This is a genomic window from Stenotrophomonas sp. YJH_SMC_17, from assembly GCF_059371655.1.
Map to the genome: position 1 here is coordinate 25,993 of NZ_JCAFUU010000006.1, position 15,653 is coordinate 41,645.

The 15,653-nt window shown below is 67.6% G+C and carries 17 protein-coding genes; 9 read left to right on the forward strand and 8 right to left on the reverse strand.

Annotated features, from left to right (window positions below; translation table 11 throughout):
- Positions 1-40: 40 nt before the first annotated feature.
- Positions 41-3,103: a bifunctional diguanylate cyclase/phosphodiesterase gene (locus tag AC5P8Z_RS15710; protein WP_495229466.1), complete on the forward strand. Its 3,063-nt coding sequence runs from the start codon at positions 41-43 to the stop codon at positions 3,101-3,103.
- Positions 3,104-3,298: 195 nt separating this feature from the next.
- Here the strand turns inward: AC5P8Z_RS15710 and AC5P8Z_RS15715 are convergent, their stop codons facing one another.
- A complete protein-coding gene (locus AC5P8Z_RS15715) occupies positions 3,299-4,180 on the reverse strand; it encodes a LysR family transcriptional regulator (protein WP_295568345.1) in 882 nt (293 codons plus the stop codon).
- A 96-nt stretch (positions 4,181-4,276) separates the two neighbouring features.
- Here AC5P8Z_RS15715 and AC5P8Z_RS15720 point away from each other — a divergent pair, with 96 nt between their 5' ends.
- The 3 genes from AC5P8Z_RS15720 (at position 4,277) to AC5P8Z_RS15730 (ending at position 7,277) form a co-directional block, all read left to right on the forward strand.
- Entirely contained in the window at positions 4,277-4,687 is a 411-nt protein-coding gene (locus tag AC5P8Z_RS15720; RefSeq protein ID WP_495229467.1) for a DoxX family protein, read from the forward strand.
- A 31-nt stretch (positions 4,688-4,718) separates the two neighbouring features.
- Complete coding sequence (locus AC5P8Z_RS15725; RefSeq protein WP_495229468.1) at positions 4,719-5,510, forward strand: dioxygenase family protein; 792 nt, start codon at positions 4,719-4,721, stop codon at positions 5,508-5,510.
- A 117-nt stretch (positions 5,511-5,627) separates the two neighbouring features.
- On the forward strand, positions 5,628-7,277 hold the full coding sequence (locus tag AC5P8Z_RS15730; RefSeq protein WP_049432345.1) for a Na+/H+ antiporter: 1,650 nt from the start codon (positions 5,628-5,630) through the stop codon (positions 7,275-7,277).
- A gap of 84 nt (positions 7,278-7,361) precedes the next feature.
- Here the strand turns inward: AC5P8Z_RS15730 and AC5P8Z_RS15735 are convergent, their stop codons facing one another.
- Positions 7,362-7,610 (reverse strand): DUF3297 family protein, encoded by a 249-nt coding sequence (locus AC5P8Z_RS15735; RefSeq protein WP_012509930.1) that lies wholly within the window; start codon positions 7,608-7,610, stop codon positions 7,362-7,364.
- Positions 7,611-7,700: 90 nt separating this feature from the next.
- Between AC5P8Z_RS15735 and AC5P8Z_RS15740 the strand changes: the two genes are divergently transcribed.
- Entirely contained in the window at positions 7,701-8,243 is a 543-nt protein-coding gene (locus tag AC5P8Z_RS15740) for a DUF6630 family protein (RefSeq protein WP_495229469.1), read from the forward strand.
- A 197-nt stretch (positions 8,244-8,440) separates the two neighbouring features.
- Here AC5P8Z_RS15740 and AC5P8Z_RS15745 read toward each other — a convergent pair whose 3' ends face one another.
- The 5 genes from AC5P8Z_RS15745 to msrB all read right to left on the reverse strand — a co-directional run bounded on the left by AC5P8Z_RS15745 (position 8,441) and on the right by msrB (position 11,683).
- The gene (locus tag AC5P8Z_RS15745) at positions 8,441-8,716 is read right to left on the reverse strand and encodes a DUF4031 domain-containing protein (protein WP_049432338.1); all 276 of its coding nucleotides are present in this window, start codon (positions 8,714-8,716) and stop codon (positions 8,441-8,443) included.
- A gap of 13 nt (positions 8,717-8,729) precedes the next feature.
- Positions 8,730-9,230, reverse strand: a complete 501-nt coding sequence (locus AC5P8Z_RS15750; protein WP_295568338.1) for a hypothetical protein — start codon at positions 9,228-9,230, stop codon at positions 8,730-8,732.
- A 97-nt stretch (positions 9,231-9,327) separates the two neighbouring features.
- Positions 9,328-10,266, reverse strand: coding sequence for a flagellar motor protein MotB (gene motB, locus AC5P8Z_RS15755; RefSeq protein ID WP_495229470.1), 939 nt, complete (start codon positions 10,264-10,266; stop codon positions 9,328-9,330).
- A gap of 3 nt (positions 10,267-10,269) precedes the next feature.
- Positions 10,270-11,124, reverse strand: coding sequence for a flagellar motor stator protein MotA (gene motA / locus AC5P8Z_RS15760; RefSeq protein ID WP_008264562.1), 855 nt, complete (start codon positions 11,122-11,124; stop codon positions 10,270-10,272).
- A 91-nt stretch (positions 11,125-11,215) separates the two neighbouring features.
- Positions 11,216-11,683: a peptide-methionine (R)-S-oxide reductase MsrB gene (gene msrB, locus AC5P8Z_RS15765; protein ID WP_005412124.1), complete on the reverse strand. Its 468-nt coding sequence runs from the start codon at positions 11,681-11,683 to the stop codon at positions 11,216-11,218.
- Between the two features lie 140 nt (positions 11,684-11,823).
- Between msrB and AC5P8Z_RS15770 the strand changes: the two genes are divergently transcribed.
- Together AC5P8Z_RS15770 and AC5P8Z_RS15775 are read left to right on the forward strand one after the other, a co-directional pair.
- Positions 11,824-12,195 (forward strand): classical arabinogalactan protein 4, encoded by a 372-nt coding sequence (locus AC5P8Z_RS15770; RefSeq protein ID WP_495229471.1) that lies wholly within the window; start codon positions 11,824-11,826, stop codon positions 12,193-12,195.
- A 151-nt stretch (positions 12,196-12,346) separates the two neighbouring features.
- Positions 12,347-12,508, forward strand: coding sequence for a hypothetical protein (locus tag AC5P8Z_RS15775; protein ID WP_495229472.1), 162 nt, complete (start codon positions 12,347-12,349; stop codon positions 12,506-12,508).
- 104 nt (positions 12,509-12,612) lie between these two features.
- Here AC5P8Z_RS15775 and AC5P8Z_RS15780 read toward each other — a convergent pair whose 3' ends face one another.
- Positions 12,613-13,092, reverse strand: coding sequence for an Lrp/AsnC ligand binding domain-containing protein (locus AC5P8Z_RS15780; RefSeq protein ID WP_005407919.1), 480 nt, complete (start codon positions 13,090-13,092; stop codon positions 12,613-12,615).
- A 149-nt stretch (positions 13,093-13,241) separates the two neighbouring features.
- Here AC5P8Z_RS15780 and AC5P8Z_RS15785 point away from each other — a divergent pair, with 149 nt between their 5' ends.
- Positions 13,242-14,546, forward strand: coding sequence for a D-amino acid dehydrogenase (locus AC5P8Z_RS15785; RefSeq protein WP_495229473.1), 1,305 nt, complete (start codon positions 13,242-13,244; stop codon positions 14,544-14,546).
- Entirely contained in the window at positions 14,525-15,592 is a 1,068-nt protein-coding gene (gene alr / locus AC5P8Z_RS15790; protein WP_295568329.1) for an alanine racemase, read from the forward strand. Before AC5P8Z_RS15785 ends, alr begins: the two co-directional genes overlap by 22 nt.
- The last annotated feature ends 61 nt before the right edge of the window (positions 15,593-15,653 follow it).

Sequence of the window (15,653 nt, forward strand, 5' to 3'; positions counted from 1 at the left end):
GCTGGGCGCTGGAGCCCTGCGCGGACACGGGGAGGTGGCCATGCAGGACGGGGTCAGGCGTCAAGAATGGCGTCCGCCGGCCGTTGAGGTCGGGGACGTGGAGGATTCGTTCGCGCATGAAGCCAGCCGACTGCACAAGGAAGACCGACCGATGCCCGCGCTGAAACGGGCGTTGGCCCGGCCGCTGCGCGCCATCACCTGGGGCGGCGTGCTGCTGGGCGTGTTGCTGGTGGCCGGGTTGGCCACCATGCTGGTCAACGACCATCAGCGCCGGCTGGAAGCCGCGCAACGGCAGAGCCGGGCGCTGGCGGTGGGCAGTGAGCGGCTGCTGGCGATGGAGCTGCGCAACCTGGAGCGGGCGATGTCGGGCGTTGCCGCCGATGCCGCCGAACTGTTCCGCAGCGTGCCGGCACAGGCGCCGGCACTGCTGGATGCCGCCATCGGTGGCGTGCTGCGCCGCCACGCTGAGCTGCACAGCATCGTGGTGCTGGACAGCCACGGGCGCGCGCTGACTGCCGGCCGCGGCGACCTGCAGCTGCCGCTGTGGACCGACCCGCTGCGCAGGGGGCAGGGCAGCGCGCTGTACATCGGGCCGCCGCAGCGTGCCAGCGACGGCGGCTGGGTGGTGCCGCTGGCGTTGCCGATGGTGGGTGAGCGCTGGCTGTTGGCACGGCTGCGCTGCGGCGAACTGCAGCGCATCGCGGGCGGCCTGGATGTCGGCCCCAATGGGCTCGTCTCGATCAGTGATGCCGAGGGGTACATGCTGGCGCGCGTGCCCGATCCGCATGGCACGGTAGGCCGTCGCTACGATCTGCCACGGCGCGATCTGCTCGGCACGCAGGCCGTGGTCGAGCTGGGCAGCCTGCCCGGCGTGGTCGATGGCGTGCCGCGCATCACGACCATCAGTACGCTCGACCGCAGCCCGCTGGCGGTACAGATCGGCCTGGCCGACGAGGACGTCCTTGCGCCGTGGTGGCCTTACCTGCAGGCGTCGGTGGTGATTGTGCTGGCCTACATCGCGGTGCTGCTCGTGCTGCTGTATGCGGTGCGCCGCACGACCCGCCGCCAGCAATCGATGGCCGAAGAACTGAAGGCCGGCCATGCCGAGCTGCGCCTGGCCCATCAGGTCGGGCGTGTCTGCACCTGGTACGTGGACGAGGATGCCGCGCTGCTGCGCTGGTCCCCCCTGGCACGCGAGATCTTCGGTGTGCAGACCGATGCGCTGCCGGTAGCCGACTTCTTCGCCCGCGTGCATCGTGATGATGCCGCACGCCTGCAGCAGGCCTTTGACCAGGCCTTCGCCGGTAGTGCGGTGCTCGACCAGGTGTTCCGCCTGGTGCTGCCCGGTGGTGACGTGCGCTGGGTGGGTGCGCGCGGACAGCGGGTGGAGGTGGCCGACAGTGAACGACGCATGATCGGCGCGTTGACCGACCTGAGCGAGCGCTACCAGGCGCGCGAGCAGATGAGCGAAGTGGAGCGCCGCTTCCGCCTGCTGTTCGACCGCAACCCGGCGCCGTTCTGGGTGTTCGACCCGGACACGTTGCGCTTCATCGAGGTCAATGACGCGGCGGTGCGCCAGTACGGCTACAGCCGCGAGGAATTCCTGGCGATGAGCATCCTCGACATCCGCCCACGCGAAGGCTGGGACGAGGTGAAGGGAGCGATCGCCAGGGCCCGCGTGGGTGAGCTGCAGGACGCGGCGGTGCGCCTGCACCGGCGCAAGGACGGCAGCGTGTTCGAAGTGCGCGCGCACCTGTCCAAGCTCGATTTCGATGGCCAGCCGGCCTGCCTGGTGCTGGCCGAGGATGTCAGCGAACGGCTGGCCTACGAGCGCGACCTGGCCTACCAGGCGCGGCACAACCCGGCCACCGGCCTGCTCAACGTACGTGCGTTGACCGAACAGCTGGATGAGCAGGAACAGGGCTACACCATCGCGTTCGTGCAGCTGCGTGGCCTGCAGCTGGTAGCCGATACGCTGGGCCGCGAGATCGGTGATGCGGTGCTGCAGTCGATGGCGACCCGCTTGGGCGGGTTGGGCGCACGCTGCGGCACGCTGGCCTTCCAGCCGGCGGAGGACTTCGTGTTCGCCATCGGTGCCGAGCACGATACCCAGCGCGTGCTGGACGACCTGCTGCAGATCGTGTCGGCGCCGATGCGCGGCAAGGATTCACTGCACCAGTTCGAGCCACGCATCGGCGTGGCAGTGCACATCGCCGGTGACGGCCACAGCGCCGAGCAGGTGATCGGCATGGCCGCGCAGGCGGCGCATGCGGCGCGCGCCGAGGGCAACGTCGTGGTGTGGTTCGACGCGGCGGTGACCACGCGGCTGGCCGACCGGCTGCGCCTGGCCGGGCGCATCCATGCGGCCATCGACAACGAGTTCCAGCTGTACTTCCAACCGATCCGGCATGCCAGCGATGGCAGTCCGGCGGCGCTGGAGGCGCTGCTGCGCTGGCCGCAGGCCGACGGCAGCTTCATTCCGCCCAACGAGTTCATCCAGCTGTGCGAGGAGACCGGGCTGATTCTTGCGCTGGGCCGGTGGGTGATCCACGCGGCAGCGAAGGCGCAGCGGCGGCTGGTCGAGGCCGGCTGGGGCGAGCTGCCGATTGCGGTGAACGTGTCGGCGGTGCAGTTCTTCAACAGCGATCTGGTGGCCGAGTTCACCCGCGCCCAACAGGAGTTCGGGTTGGCCCGTGGCGCGCTGCATGTGGAGCTGACCGAGAGCAGCCTGATGCGCAAACCGGCGCAGGCGATGCAGACCATGCAGCGCCTGCACGAGCAGGGCATCAGCGTGTCGCTGGATGATTTCGGCACTGGCTATTCCAGCATGTCCTACCTTCAGCACCTGCCGCTGGACATCCTCAAGATCGATCGCAGCTTCGTGGCGGACGTGGAAACCAATCCGCGCAATGCCTCGATCTGCCGCGCGCTGTTGTCACTGGGCCACAGCATGGGGCTGACCATCATCGCCGAGGGCGTGGAGACACCGGGGCAACTGGACTGGCTGGCCGCGCACGGCTGTGACCAGGTGCAGGGCTACCTGCTGGGGCGGCCGGCACCGCTGGAGCGGATCATCGATGCGCTGGACGAGGTGGCGGCCTAGGCCGGGCTCCGGAGTAGGAGCCGGCGACGTGTAGAGTCGACTGCTCTTGTTGGTCCACTGCTCTTGGCGTTTGGCAGAAAAACGCGCGCGACGCGCGGGAGTCGACTGACAGTCGACTCTACCGGGCCATATCCGCAGGAAACGTCGGCGCATCCATGCGCCGGTAGCGCTGGACCATACCCTGCGGACGCACCCTTACACCCCGGTTTCGATCAGGTGATCGATGAAACTGCGCACCTTCGGTGCCAGGTGGCTGCGGCTGGTGTAGACGGCGAAGATGCCGATCGGCGCCGCCTCCCAGTCAGGCAGGAGGCGCACCAGGCGGCCATCGGCCAGTGCATCCTGCAGAAGGAAATCCGGCTGCAGGATCACCCCCATGCCGGCAATCGCCGCTTCGCGCAGCACGTCGCCGTTGTTGGCGTGCAGCAGGCTGCTCACCGCCACCTTCACTTCGCCGCCGGGCCCCTGCAGCGGCCAGTGGTCACCGGCGGCCCAGTAGCTGTAGCTCAGGCAGGCGTGCGCCTGAAGCTCCTGCGGTGTCTGTGGCGTGCCATGCGCGGCCAGGTAGGAAGGTGCGGCGCACAGGCTCACCCGCGATTCACCCAGGCGGCGCGCGATCAGTGCCGGGCTCGGCTCACGGGTGATGCGGATGGCCACGTCGTAGCCTTCCTCGACCATGTCCACCAGCCGGTCGGACAGCGCCAGATCCAGCTCCACCTGCGGGAAGCGCTGGCGGTAGCTGGCCAGCAATGGTCCCATCCGGGCGATGCCCCAGCTGACCGGTGCGTTGATGCGCAGGGTGCCGGAGGGCTCCAGCGCCTGGGCGCCGATGCTGGCCTCCAGCGCGTCGAACTCGGCCAGCAGGCGCACGCACTGGGCGTAGTAGGCTGCGCCCGCACTGGTCGGGCTGACCCGGCGCGTGGTGCGGTGGAGCAGGCGGGTGGACAGGCGTTTTTCCAGCGCGGCGACCTGGCGGGTAACGCCGGCCGTGGACATGTCCAAGGCCTGGGCGGCGGCGCTGAAGCCGTTGCGCTCGACCACCGCCACGAACACACGCATCGCCTCGAGGGTGTCCATTGTTGCGACTTTTGAAATAAATACGGTCAAGCGATCGTATTTATCGGCTCGTGAAGGCGCAATAACCTGTACCCATTCCTTCCGAGGTGCTTCCCCATGCACACCACGACTGCTCCTGTTTCGCCGCTGGCGCCGTATGGCGCCACCCTGCTGCGCCTGGCCCTGGGCGTGCTGTTCCTGGTCCACGCGCTGACCAAGCTGCTGGTGTTCACCCCGGCCGGTACGGCAGCGTTCTTCGAGTCGCTGGGGCTGCCCGGCGTGCTCGGCTACCTCACCATCGGCGTCGAACTGGCGATCACCGCCGCGCTGCTGCTGGGTATCTACGCGCGCTGGATCGGCCTGGCCGGTGTGCCGCTGCTGCTGGGCACCATTGTCAACGTGCACGGCGCCAATGGCTTCAGCTTCGCCAACGCCGGCGGTGGCTGGGAATACCCGGCCTTCTGGGCGCTGGCGCTGGTGGTGCTGTTCCTGGTCGGCGATGGCAAGTGGACCCTGCGTTCGCGCTGATCGCCGCCTGATCCTGCAACTGGAGAATTCCATGTTCCGCCTGCCTTCGCTGTACATCTCGCATGGTTCGCCGATGACCGCCCTGCATCCGGGCCAGGTCGGCGTGCGCCTGGCCGAGCTGGCCCGCGATCTGCCGACTCCGCGCGCCATCGTGATGGCCTCGGCGCACTGGCTGGGCCGGCAGCCGCTGGTCGGCGCGCATCCGCAGCCTCCGACCATCCACGATTTCGGCGGTTTCCCGCGCGCGCTGTTCGAACTGCAGTACCCGGCGCCGGGTGATCCGGCGCTGGCCGAAGACGTGGCTGGCCGCATCGCCGCCGCCGGCCTGGCGGTGGCCCTCGATCCGCAGCGCGGCCTCGACCACGGCGCGTGGGTGCCGCTGCGGCTGCTACGCCCGCAGGCCGATATCCCGGTGGTGCCGGTGTCCATCCAGCCGCTGCTCGGCCCCGAGCATCAGTTCGCGCTGGGTCGCGCGCTGGCGCCGCTGCGCGAGCAGGGCGTGCTGCTGGTCGGCTCGGGCAGCATTACCCACAACCTGCACGACTGGGGCGACTACCAGGACGGCAAGGAAGCGCCGTACGTGCGGCCCTTCATCGAGTGGATGGAGCAGCGCCTGGCCGCTGATGACCGCCAGGCACTGTTCGACTATCGCCGGCAGGCCCCGTTCGCCGAGCGCGCGCACCCGACCGACGAGCACCTGCTGCCGCTGTTCTTCGCGATGGGCGCGGCGGGCGAGGGCGGCTTCGGTGCACGTCGCATCGATGCCGGCATCGACGCCGGTTTCCTGGCCATGGACCTGTACCGCTTCGATGGGGCGGCATGAGCCGGGGCTGACGCCGGGCCATCCCCGTCGTCGCGCCTGCAGTCGCATGTGGTAATTTTTTCCGGGTTTCCGGCGCTGGCTTCCGAGCCTCCCCCCGCGCCGCTTCCTGGAAGAAGCATGCATACCATCGAAGTCGTCCTGGCGATGCTGGTAGCCGTTGTCGCCAGCGGCTACCTGGTTCGCGTCCTCCCCTTTTCGTTGCCGCTGCCGCTGGTGCAGATCGGACTGGGCGCGGTGATCGCCGGGGTGTTCAACCGCGGCCACGCGCTCGAGCCGGAAGTGTTTTTCCTGCTGTTCCTGCCGCCGCTGCTGTTCCTTGATGGCTGGCGCATTCCCAAGCAGGGCCTGTTCCGCGACAAGGGCGCGATCCTCGAGCTGGCGTTCGGCCTGGTGGTGTTCACCGTCATCGGCGCCGGCTTCCTGATCCACTGGCTGATTCCGGTGATGCCGCTGGCGGTGTGCTTCGCACTGGCGGCGATCGTGTCGCCCACCGATCCGGTGGCAGTCGGTGCGATCGCCTCCAAGGCGCCGATCCCCAAGCGCCTGATGCACATCCTGGAAGGCGAGTCGCTGCTCAACGATGCATCGGGCCTGGTCTGCTTCCGCTTCGCAGTGGCGGCGGTGATGACCGGCACCTTCTCGCTGGCTACGGCATCGCTGACCTTCGTGTGGGTGGCGGTGGCCGGTCTGGCGGTGGGCGTGGCGGTCACTTTGGGTGTGTCCACGTTCCAGCGCTGGCTGTGGCGCCGCTTCGGTGAAGAGCCCGGCGCGGCGATGCTGGTCAACCTGCTCATTCCGTTCGCGGCCTACCTGCTGGCCGAAGAGATCCATGCCTCGGGCATTCTCGCCGCGGTCGCCGCCGGCATCGCGATGAGCTACGTGGAGCTGACCGGCCGCGTCTCCGGCAGCATGCGCGTGCAGCGCGCCGGGGTCTGGAACATGCTGCAGTTCAGCTTCAACGGCATCATGTTCGTGCTGCTGGGCGAGCAGCTGCCGGGCATCGTCGAACGCGCCACCACCACCATGAACGAGAGCGGCCACCAGAGTGCGTGGTGGCTGCTGGTGTACGTGGTGGTGATCAACCTGGCGCTGATCACGCTGCGCCTGCTGTGGGTGTGGCTGTCGCTGCGCTGGAACCTGCTGCGCGCGCGGCGCCGTGGCCTGGAGCGCGGCGAGGCGCCGAACTGGCGCATCGTGGTGGCGACCTCGGTGGCCGGGGTACGCGGTGCGATCACCCTGGCCGGTGTGTTGACCCTGCCGCTGTTCCTGCCCGATGGCAGTGCGTTCCCGGCGCGTGATCTGGTGATCTTCCTGGCCGCGTCGGTGATCCTGTTCTCGCTGCTGGGGGCCAGCATCGCGCTGCCGCAGCTGCTGAAGGGCCTGCAGCTGCCGGCCGATTCGGGTGAACGCAAGGAAGAGGACCTGGCACGCCGGCTGTCGTCGAAGGCCGCGCTGGCCGGGGTCGAGCGCATGCGCCAGCAGCTGGTGATGAACCAGAACACCGAGAACGTGCAGCTGTACAACGACGCTGCGTCACGGGTGAGCCTGCTGTACCAGCGCCACCTGGAGCGCGACAGTGATGGGCCCGACGTGGACCCGGAGAAGGTACGGCGCATGGAAATGGGCTACCGCCAGCTGCGCAGCGCCGGCCTCAATGCCGAACGCGAGGAACTGTTCCGGTTGACCCGGCGCGGGGTGATCTCCGATGAGATCTCGCGGCGCCTGATCCGCAACCTGGACCTGCTGGAATCGCGCAAGCGCGAGTGATGCTGCGGTCGGGCGGCGTCGATCGGGGTCAGATCCCTTTCCGCAGGAAAGGGGTCTGACCCCAGGATCATGCGGGAGCCGCGCTTATTCCGGCTTCGTTTCCAGGAAATACGCCTCGACCTTGCCCTTGACCTTGATGGTCATCGGGTTGCCTCGGCGGTCGCGGGCCTTGCCGGCCTGCACGCGGATCCAGCCTTCGCTGACCGAGTATTCCTCGACGTTGTCGCGCTCGACGTCGTTGAAACGCACGCCGACGCCGCGCTCCAGCGCCTGCGCATCATGGAAGGGGCTGGCCGGGTTGATCGCCAGGTGGTCGGGAGGGGTATCGCTCATCGCTTCGTTCACAGTGACGGCCACCAAGGCCGGCTTCAGGGGCACAGGATAAACCGTAGAATGCCGGCCTGCCCCAGAGGAAGTTCCGCCATGCCTGACAACAGCGACTATTTCGACTTCGAGGAAGACATCCACGACTTCGACGAAGATGGCTTCGAGGCGCGGGTCTGGAACCTGCTGGTGCTGATCAACCCGGGCGACGAAGAGCTGGCCCTGCAGCAGTTCAATCGCTGGCGCGAGCACCTGTCCGAGGACGGGCAGCCGCTGGAAGCGGACAGCGACTGGCTGCCGGCCCTGTTCACGGCCATTGCCTGGCAGTCCGGTTTCGAGGTGGAGCGAGATGACCTGGAATCGCTGCAGTCGGCGGTGAACGAGCTGTCGGCGCGCTTCAACCTGCAGCTGGACTGGGGTGGTGACCTGGACGACGAGGACTTCGCCGAAGACCTGGACAGCGTGCAGCTGATGTCCACCGCCTTCGACCGCCTGCGCGAGCACAACTACACGCTGTGGAGCGTGGATGCCGGCAGCGACGGCTTCAGCGGCGTGATGGCATTGACCCGCGACGACGACGCGATGCTGGCGCTGTGCTCGCTGTTGAACGTGGAAATCCGGCTGGGCAGCGACCCGTTCTGAGGGATGGGGTGATCCGCCGGGGACGATCTGCTGGGGGCGGCCCGACGGGACGACCCGACGGGACCACCCGACGGGGTAGAGTCGACTGTTAGTCGACTGCTCTTCCATCCGGCCGCGAAAACCCCGCGCTGCGCGCGATAGTCGACTAACAGTCGACTCTACCCAGTCGACTCGACCCAGCCGTCACTTGGCGCCGCCTACGGCCGGTACTGCGCCCGGGCGTTGGCGATCACCGCTTTGACCAGGTCGCGGTCGGCGTGCCGGGAAATAGCCCGTGCACCGAGCGCGATCGCCTGTGCGCGCAGCTCGGCAGTGACATCGTAGTGCGCACCGCTGGCCTTGTTCTGGAAGGCCCGCAGTGGAATGCCGAGCTGCGCCGCCATGGCGTGCAGCTCGGGCAGGGTGTCGGCCATCAGGTGCGCCCAGCGCTGTCCGCGCCAGGGATGCACCGCGTCATCGACGTAGACCGTCACCGCCGCGGCCGGTTCAGGCCTGCGGCTTGCTGTCGCTGTCAGCGGCCGGGGTGGCCGCGGCATCGGCAGCAGCTTCAACCACATCACCTTCGGCGGCCTCGGCGGCTTCGCCTTCCTCGCCTTCAGCAGCGTCGACGCCTTCGAACTCGGCGACCAGCGTGTCCAGGTACTCGTCAGCGGTCTGGCCGGACTCTTCGGCCAGGGTGTCCAGCAGCTTCTGCAGCAGCTCGGAATATTCCAGGTTGACCTTGCGGCCTTCCTTTTCCTGCACGTTGGCCAGGTGCTTGAGCATGGCCAGCATCGGCACCGGGTTCTCGGCGTTGCCCATGGTCTGGCCGCCGATGGCCAGCAGCCACTCACGGCCCTGCAGGCCGATGGCCGCAACCACCTGGCCGTCTTCGTTGGTCAGCACGGCATGGTTCTGCACCTGCTGCTGGGCGTTCAGGCGGAGAAACGGACGCTTGGCCTGCTGCTTCTTGCGCTTGTCGCGCTTGGCCTTGGAGTTCTGGGACATGGGGTGGGATCACCTGGAAACGGAAAGACCGCCATTGTAGCGGCCGCGCGCAGGTGGGGTCAGATCCCTTTCCATGGGAAAGGGATCTGACCCTGGTTCATCGCGCCGGCGCCTGCGCGGCCTGCACATCCGGGTCGGCGGTCGGCGCCGACAACCCTACCTGCGGGCCGGCACCGGCCAGGGCGGCCGCTTCGGCGGCCTGGGTCATCACCACGATGCTGATGCGGCGGTTGATCGGATTCTGCGGGTCGGCCTTGTCGAACAGTACCGAGGAGGACAGGCCGACCACGCGGGTGATCTTGCTGTCCTCCAGGCCGCCATCGATCAGCGCGCGCCGTGCGGCATTGGCACGGTCGGCGCTCAGTTCCCAGTTGCCGTAGCCGCGTGCGGCGGAATAGGCGGTGATGTCGGTGTGGCCGGTCAGGCTGATCCGGTTCGGCACGTGGTTCAGGTAGTTGGCCAGCTCGTGCAGGATCTGCTGCGTATAGGGCTTCAGCGTGGCGCTGCCGAGATCGAACATCGGCCGGTTCTGCTTGTCCACGATCTGGATGCGCAGGCCTTCCGGGGTCAGGTCCAGCAGCAGCTGGTCCTTGAACGGCTCCAGTGCCTGGCTCTTGCTGATCGCTTCCTGCAGTTCCTTCATCAGTGCTTCCAGCTGCTGCTTGTCGCGCTGCTGCTGGTCCACCGGCTGCGGCACCGCTTCCTTCTGGTTCTTGAAGGGATCGTTGCTGTTGCCACGCGAAATGTCGGTGGCACCGCCCAGCTTGATCATCGAAGTACTGGCGCCGCCCGGTCCGGCCATGCCGGGCGCCGGCGTGGCGCTCTGCCCGCTCAACGGGCTGGGGTTGCGGAAGTACTCGGAAATGGCGGCGCGGTCGTTCTTGTTGGTGGTGGCCATCAGCCACAGCACCAGGAAGAAGGCCATCATCGCGGTCACGAAGTCGGCGTAGGCCACCTTCCACGAGCCGCCGTGATGGGCGGCGTGGCCGGCCTTCTTGACCCGGCGGACGATGACGGTGGGCTTGTTCTCGGCCATGGCTTACTTGACCGTCTTCAGGTGCTGCTCGAAATCGGAGAAGGCCGGGCGCACGTTCGACGGCAGCGTCTTGCGGGCGAACTCCAGTGCGATCTTCGGGTTGTAGCCGCGCAGGCAGGCCAGCAGGGCGGTCTTCACCGATTCGTAGATGCGGCTGTCCTGTTCGGCGCGTGCTTCCATCGCCGCTGCCATCGGGCCGACGAAACCGTAGCCCAGCAGGATGCCGAGGAAGGTGCCGACCAGCGCACCTGCCACGTGGCCACCGACCTCGACGATGTCGCCGCCGATCGAGCCCATGGTGATGACGATGCCCAGCACCGCCGCCACGATGCCGAAACCGGGCAATCCGTCGGCGACCTTGGTCAGCACCTGCGACGGTGCCATGGCTTCGGCGTGGTGCTTTTCCAGCTCCAGTTCCAGCAGCGGCTCCAGCTCGTGCGGCTCGATGTTGCTGCCGATCATCAGGCGCAGGCAGTCGGTGATGAAGTCGATCAGGTGGTGATCGGCCTGCACCTTGGGGTAGTTGCCGAACAGTGCGCTTTCGGCCGGGCGCTCGACATGGTCTTCCAGCGCCATGAAGCCTTCGCGGCGGGCCTTGTTGAGCAGTTCGTAGAGCAGGCTGAGCACATCGATGTAGTCCTGCTGCTTGTAGCGCGGGCCCTTGAACACGCCGACCATCGCCTGCAGGGTCTGCTTGACCGTCTTGGCCGGGGTACCGACCAGGAATGCACCCAGCGCGGCCCCGCCGATGATGACCAGCTCGTAGGGCTGCCACAGCGCCCCCAGGCGGCCATGTGCGCCGAGGTAGCCGCCCAGCACGCTGATGATGACGACCAGGAATCCAACGATGATGAGCATGGCGCGACGCAAGGAGCGGGGATATCTCCTTGTCGGCCCATCCGCTGGTTTTCTGAAGAGGGAATTCTGTGAAATCGGTCAGCGGGGTGTTTCAGCCCGCCACGCCGCTTTCGGCGCCGCCGCGCTGCAACGGGTCAGGCCACGGTTCGCCGTTGCCGGTGAACGAAAGTGAGACGGAGTTCAGGCAGTGGCGCTCGTAGGTGGGCGGCGGGCCGTCCGGGAACACGTGGCCCAGATGGCTGCCACAGCGCGCGCAGGTGATCTCGGTGCGGACCATGCCGTGGCTGGTATCGCGGATCTCGCGCACATGCGCCGGGTCGAACGGCGCGAAGAAGCTGGGCCAGCCGGTGCCCGAATCGAACTTGGTGCTGGAGCGGAACAGCGGCAGCGCACACAGCCGGCAGCAGTAGACGCCCTCGCGCTTGTTGTCGAGGAACACCCCGCAGAACGGGGCCTCGGTGCCGTGCTGCAGCAGCACGCGGCGTTCCTCGCTGCTGAGGCCGGCGACCAGCGCCTCGGTCTGGGTGGCAGTGGGGGGCGTCAGATCGAAGGCAGTCATGGCGGCGCTCCGTGGGGTCGATGGCCTGGGGTTGCGGGAAAACGTGGGGGTGATGGCGCAACCTTGCAAGTGTGATGGCCGTTCATGGCGGGCACACGGGGGCAGGCGCATGGTAAAGACGATCCACGCCGGAGCGTGCCATGAAACCGACCCTTCCACTGTTGTTGCTGGCCCTGCTGCCTGCGTTGGCGCTGGGCCAGGTGCCGACCGCTGATCCGACCGCCACCCGCAGCACCACCACCGTGGCGCCCGCGCCGGTGCCGCCGCCGCCACAAGCCGCGCGCCCGCAACCGCAGGTGCTGCCTTCGCCGCAGCCGGCGCAGCCGATCAAGTCCACGGGGCCGGCCCAGGTCGCGCCGATGGCGGCACCGAAGCCGGCCGACAAGGTGTACGACCGCAACGGCCGCATCATTCCCGGGGTGCGCCCGGCCGGTCCCAACCGCGTGTTTGACTCGCGCACCGGGCGTTATCTCGACAGCGTGCCGCAGGGCGACGGCCAGCAGGTCCGGTAAGGCCGCGCCACGACAGGCGGCGCAGCTGAACCTTCGAAAACAACATCCTGCCGGTCACTGCTTTTTCGCCTGCGATTAACCGACCCGGGACCACCGTGAGCCTGCGCCGGCATTCCGCCGCCGCTTCTCCTTTGTCCATTGGATCGCGATCATGAAGAACCAGCAGAACCGTCATCCCGGCAAGGAACCGCAGGGCCGCAACCCGCAGCAACAGCAGCAACAGCAGCAACAGCAGCAGATGGATCAGCAGCAGCCGCACAAGGGCGGCAAGCAGCAGGAGCAGCGATCGCAGAAGCATCCGCAGCAGCGTTGACGGATCCGGGGCCAGAGCCCGCGTTGCGGGATCCAGCCCTCTTGCCGCTCCTGACCGGGGTCGGATCCCGCACAGCGGGCTCTGACCCCCCCCCGCAAGCCGGCTCAATCCGGAATGGGCAGGCTCAGCGTCTCCTTCACCTCTTCCATCACGATGTAACTCTTCGACTCACGTACGTGCGGCAGCGTCAGCAGCGTGCTGCCGAGCAGCTTGCGGTAGGAGGCCATCTCGCTGATCCGTGCCTTCAGCAGGTAATCGAAGTCGCCTGACACCAGGTGGCACTCCAGCACGTTGGGAAGCTTCAGGGCGGCGCGACGGAACTCTTCGAAGATGTCGCCGGACTTGTAGGCCAGGCTGATCTCCACGAACACCAGCAGGCTGGCTTTCACCGCCGCAGGGTCCAGGTGGGCGTGATAGCCGGTGATTACCCCTTCGCGTTCCAGCCGGCGCACGCGCTCGGTGCATGGGGTGGTCGACAGGCCGACCCGCTCACCCAGCTCGGTGAAGGAAATACGGCCCTCGGCCTGCAGGATGCGCAGGATCTTGCGGTCGATCTTGTCCAGTTCGCGGGTACGGGTGGCCATCGCCGTCAACCTTGGGGAATGAATTGCAGGAGAACATCCTGCCGGTTGATTTCAAATCAGGCAAATCAACTGGTATCGGCTGTCTATACTTCCCCAATTATGGTCCCGGCGCGCTCCAGTGCAGGGAATGATCGGGTTGGAGAAGTCCCATGCGAGTCCTAGTTCTCGGCAGCGGCGTGATCGGCACCACCAGTGCTTGGTACCTGCGACAGGCCGGGTTTGAAGTCACGGTCATCGACCGCCAACCCGGCCCGGCGCTGGAGACCAGCTTCGCCAATGCCGGCCAGCTGTCGTTCGGCTACACCTCGCCGTGGGCGGCCCCGGGCGTGCCGAAGAAAGCGATCGGCTGGCTGTTCGAGAAGCACGCGCCGCTGGCGATCAAGCCGGGCATGGACCTGGCCCAGTACCGCTGGCTGTGGCAGATGCTGCGCAACTGCACGCATGAGCGCTATGCGATCAACAAGGCGCGCATGGTGCGCATGTCCGAATACAGCCGCGACTGCCTGAACGAACTGCGCGCGCAGATCGGCATCGAATTCGAAGGCCGCGACCTGGGCACCACCCAGCTGTTCCGCACCCAGCAGCAGCTGGACGCTTCGGCGCAGGACATCGAGATCCTGGCCCAGTACGGCGTGCCGTACGAAGTACTGGACCGCGCCGGCATCATCCAGGCCGAGCCCGCGCTGGCCCATGTGGATGGCCTGGTGGGCGCACTGCGCCTGCCGCGCGACCAGACCGGTGACTGCCAGCTGTTCACCCGCCGCCTGGCCCAGCTGGCCGCCGACGCCGGCGTGGAATTCCGCTACGACCAGGACATCACCGGCCTGGAGTTCGATGGCGACCGGGTGACCGGCGTGCGCGTCGGCAACCGGGTGGAAAGCGCTGACCGGGTGGTGGTGGCGCTGGGCAGCTATTCGCCGGCCATGGTCGCGCCGCTGGGCATGCGCCTGCCGGTGTACCCGCTGAAGGGCTACTCGCTGACCCTGCCGATCACCGACCCGGCGATGGCGCCGACCTCGACCATCCTGGACGAGAGCTACAAGGTGGCCGTCACCCGCTTCGACAACCGTATCCGTGTGGGCGGCATGGCCGAAGTGGCCGGTTTCGACCTGTCGCTGTCGCAGCGCCGCCGTGAGACCCTGGAACTGGTCGTGCGCGACCTGTACCCGAAGGGCGGCGATGTGGCCAAGGCGCAGTTCTGGACCGGCCTGCGCCCGGCCACGCCGGACGGCACGCCGGTGATCGGTGCCACGCCGTTCCGCAACCTGTACCTCAATACCGGTCACGGCACGCTGGGCTGGACCATGGCCTGCGGTTCGGGTCGCTACCTGGCCGACCTGATGAGCGCGCGCCAGCCGCAGATCAGCACGGAAGGTCTGGATATTTTCCGCTACGGCCAGTACGGTCACGCGCCGCAACACGAGAACCGCACATGCGTCCTGCCCGCGCGCTGATCGACCTGGGCGCTCTTCGCAGCAACTACCGGCTCGCCCGTGAACTGGGCGGTGGCAAGGCCCTGGCGATCATCAAGGCCGATGCCTATGGCCATGGCGCGGTGCGCTGTGCCCAAGCGCTGGAAGACGACGCCGATGGCTTCGGCGTGGCCACCATTGAAGAAGCGCTGGAACTGCGCCAGGCCGGCATCCGTGCGCCGATCCTGCTGCTGGAAGGCATCTTCGAACCCAGCGACATGGCGCTGGTGGCCGAGCATGATTTCTGGTTCGCCGTTGGTTCGCCGTGGCAGCTGGACGCCGTGGCCGCCTTCGACAGCCCGCGTCCGCTGACGGTGTGGCTGAAGCTGGACAGCGGCATGCATCGGCTCGGCCTGGACGTGGACAGCTTCCGTGCCGCGCATGCGCGCCTGTCGGCGTTGCCGCAGGTCGAGCGCATCGTGCTGATGACCCACCTGGCACGTGCCGACGAGCTGGACAGCGAACGCACCCACGAACAGGCCGCGACCTTCGCCCGTGCCACCGACGGCCTGCAGGGCGAGACCAGCGTGTGCAATTCACCCGCGCTGCTGGGCTGGCCGGACGTGCGCAGCGATTGGGTGCGCCCGGGCCTGATGCTGTACGGGGCGAACCCGCTGCCGGATGCTACGGAGGTCACCGCGCGGCTGCGCCCGGTGATGACGATGCAGTCCAAGGTGATTGCCGAGCGCTGGATCGACGCCGGCGAGCCGGTGGGGTATGGCGCCCGTTTCGTGTCGAAGGCACGCACGCGTGTTGGCGTGGTGGCGCTGGGTTATGCCGATGGCTATCCGCAGTTTGCGCCGAACGGCACCCCGGTGCTGATCGACGGCCAGCCCGGTGTGCTGATCGGTCGCGTGTCGATGGACATGCTGACCGTGGACCTGACCGCGCATCCGCAGGCCGGCGTCGGCAGCGTGGTGGAGCTGTGGGGCACTGCGCCGACGCTGTCCGAACTGGCGCCGCGCTGTGGCGTGAGTGCCTACCAGCTGCCGTGCGCGGTCAAGCGCGTGGCCAAGGTATACGTGTAGCGCCGAGCCCAGGCTCGGCTTCGGTAGCGGCCGACCTTGGCCGGCGCCGGTCGTCTGACGT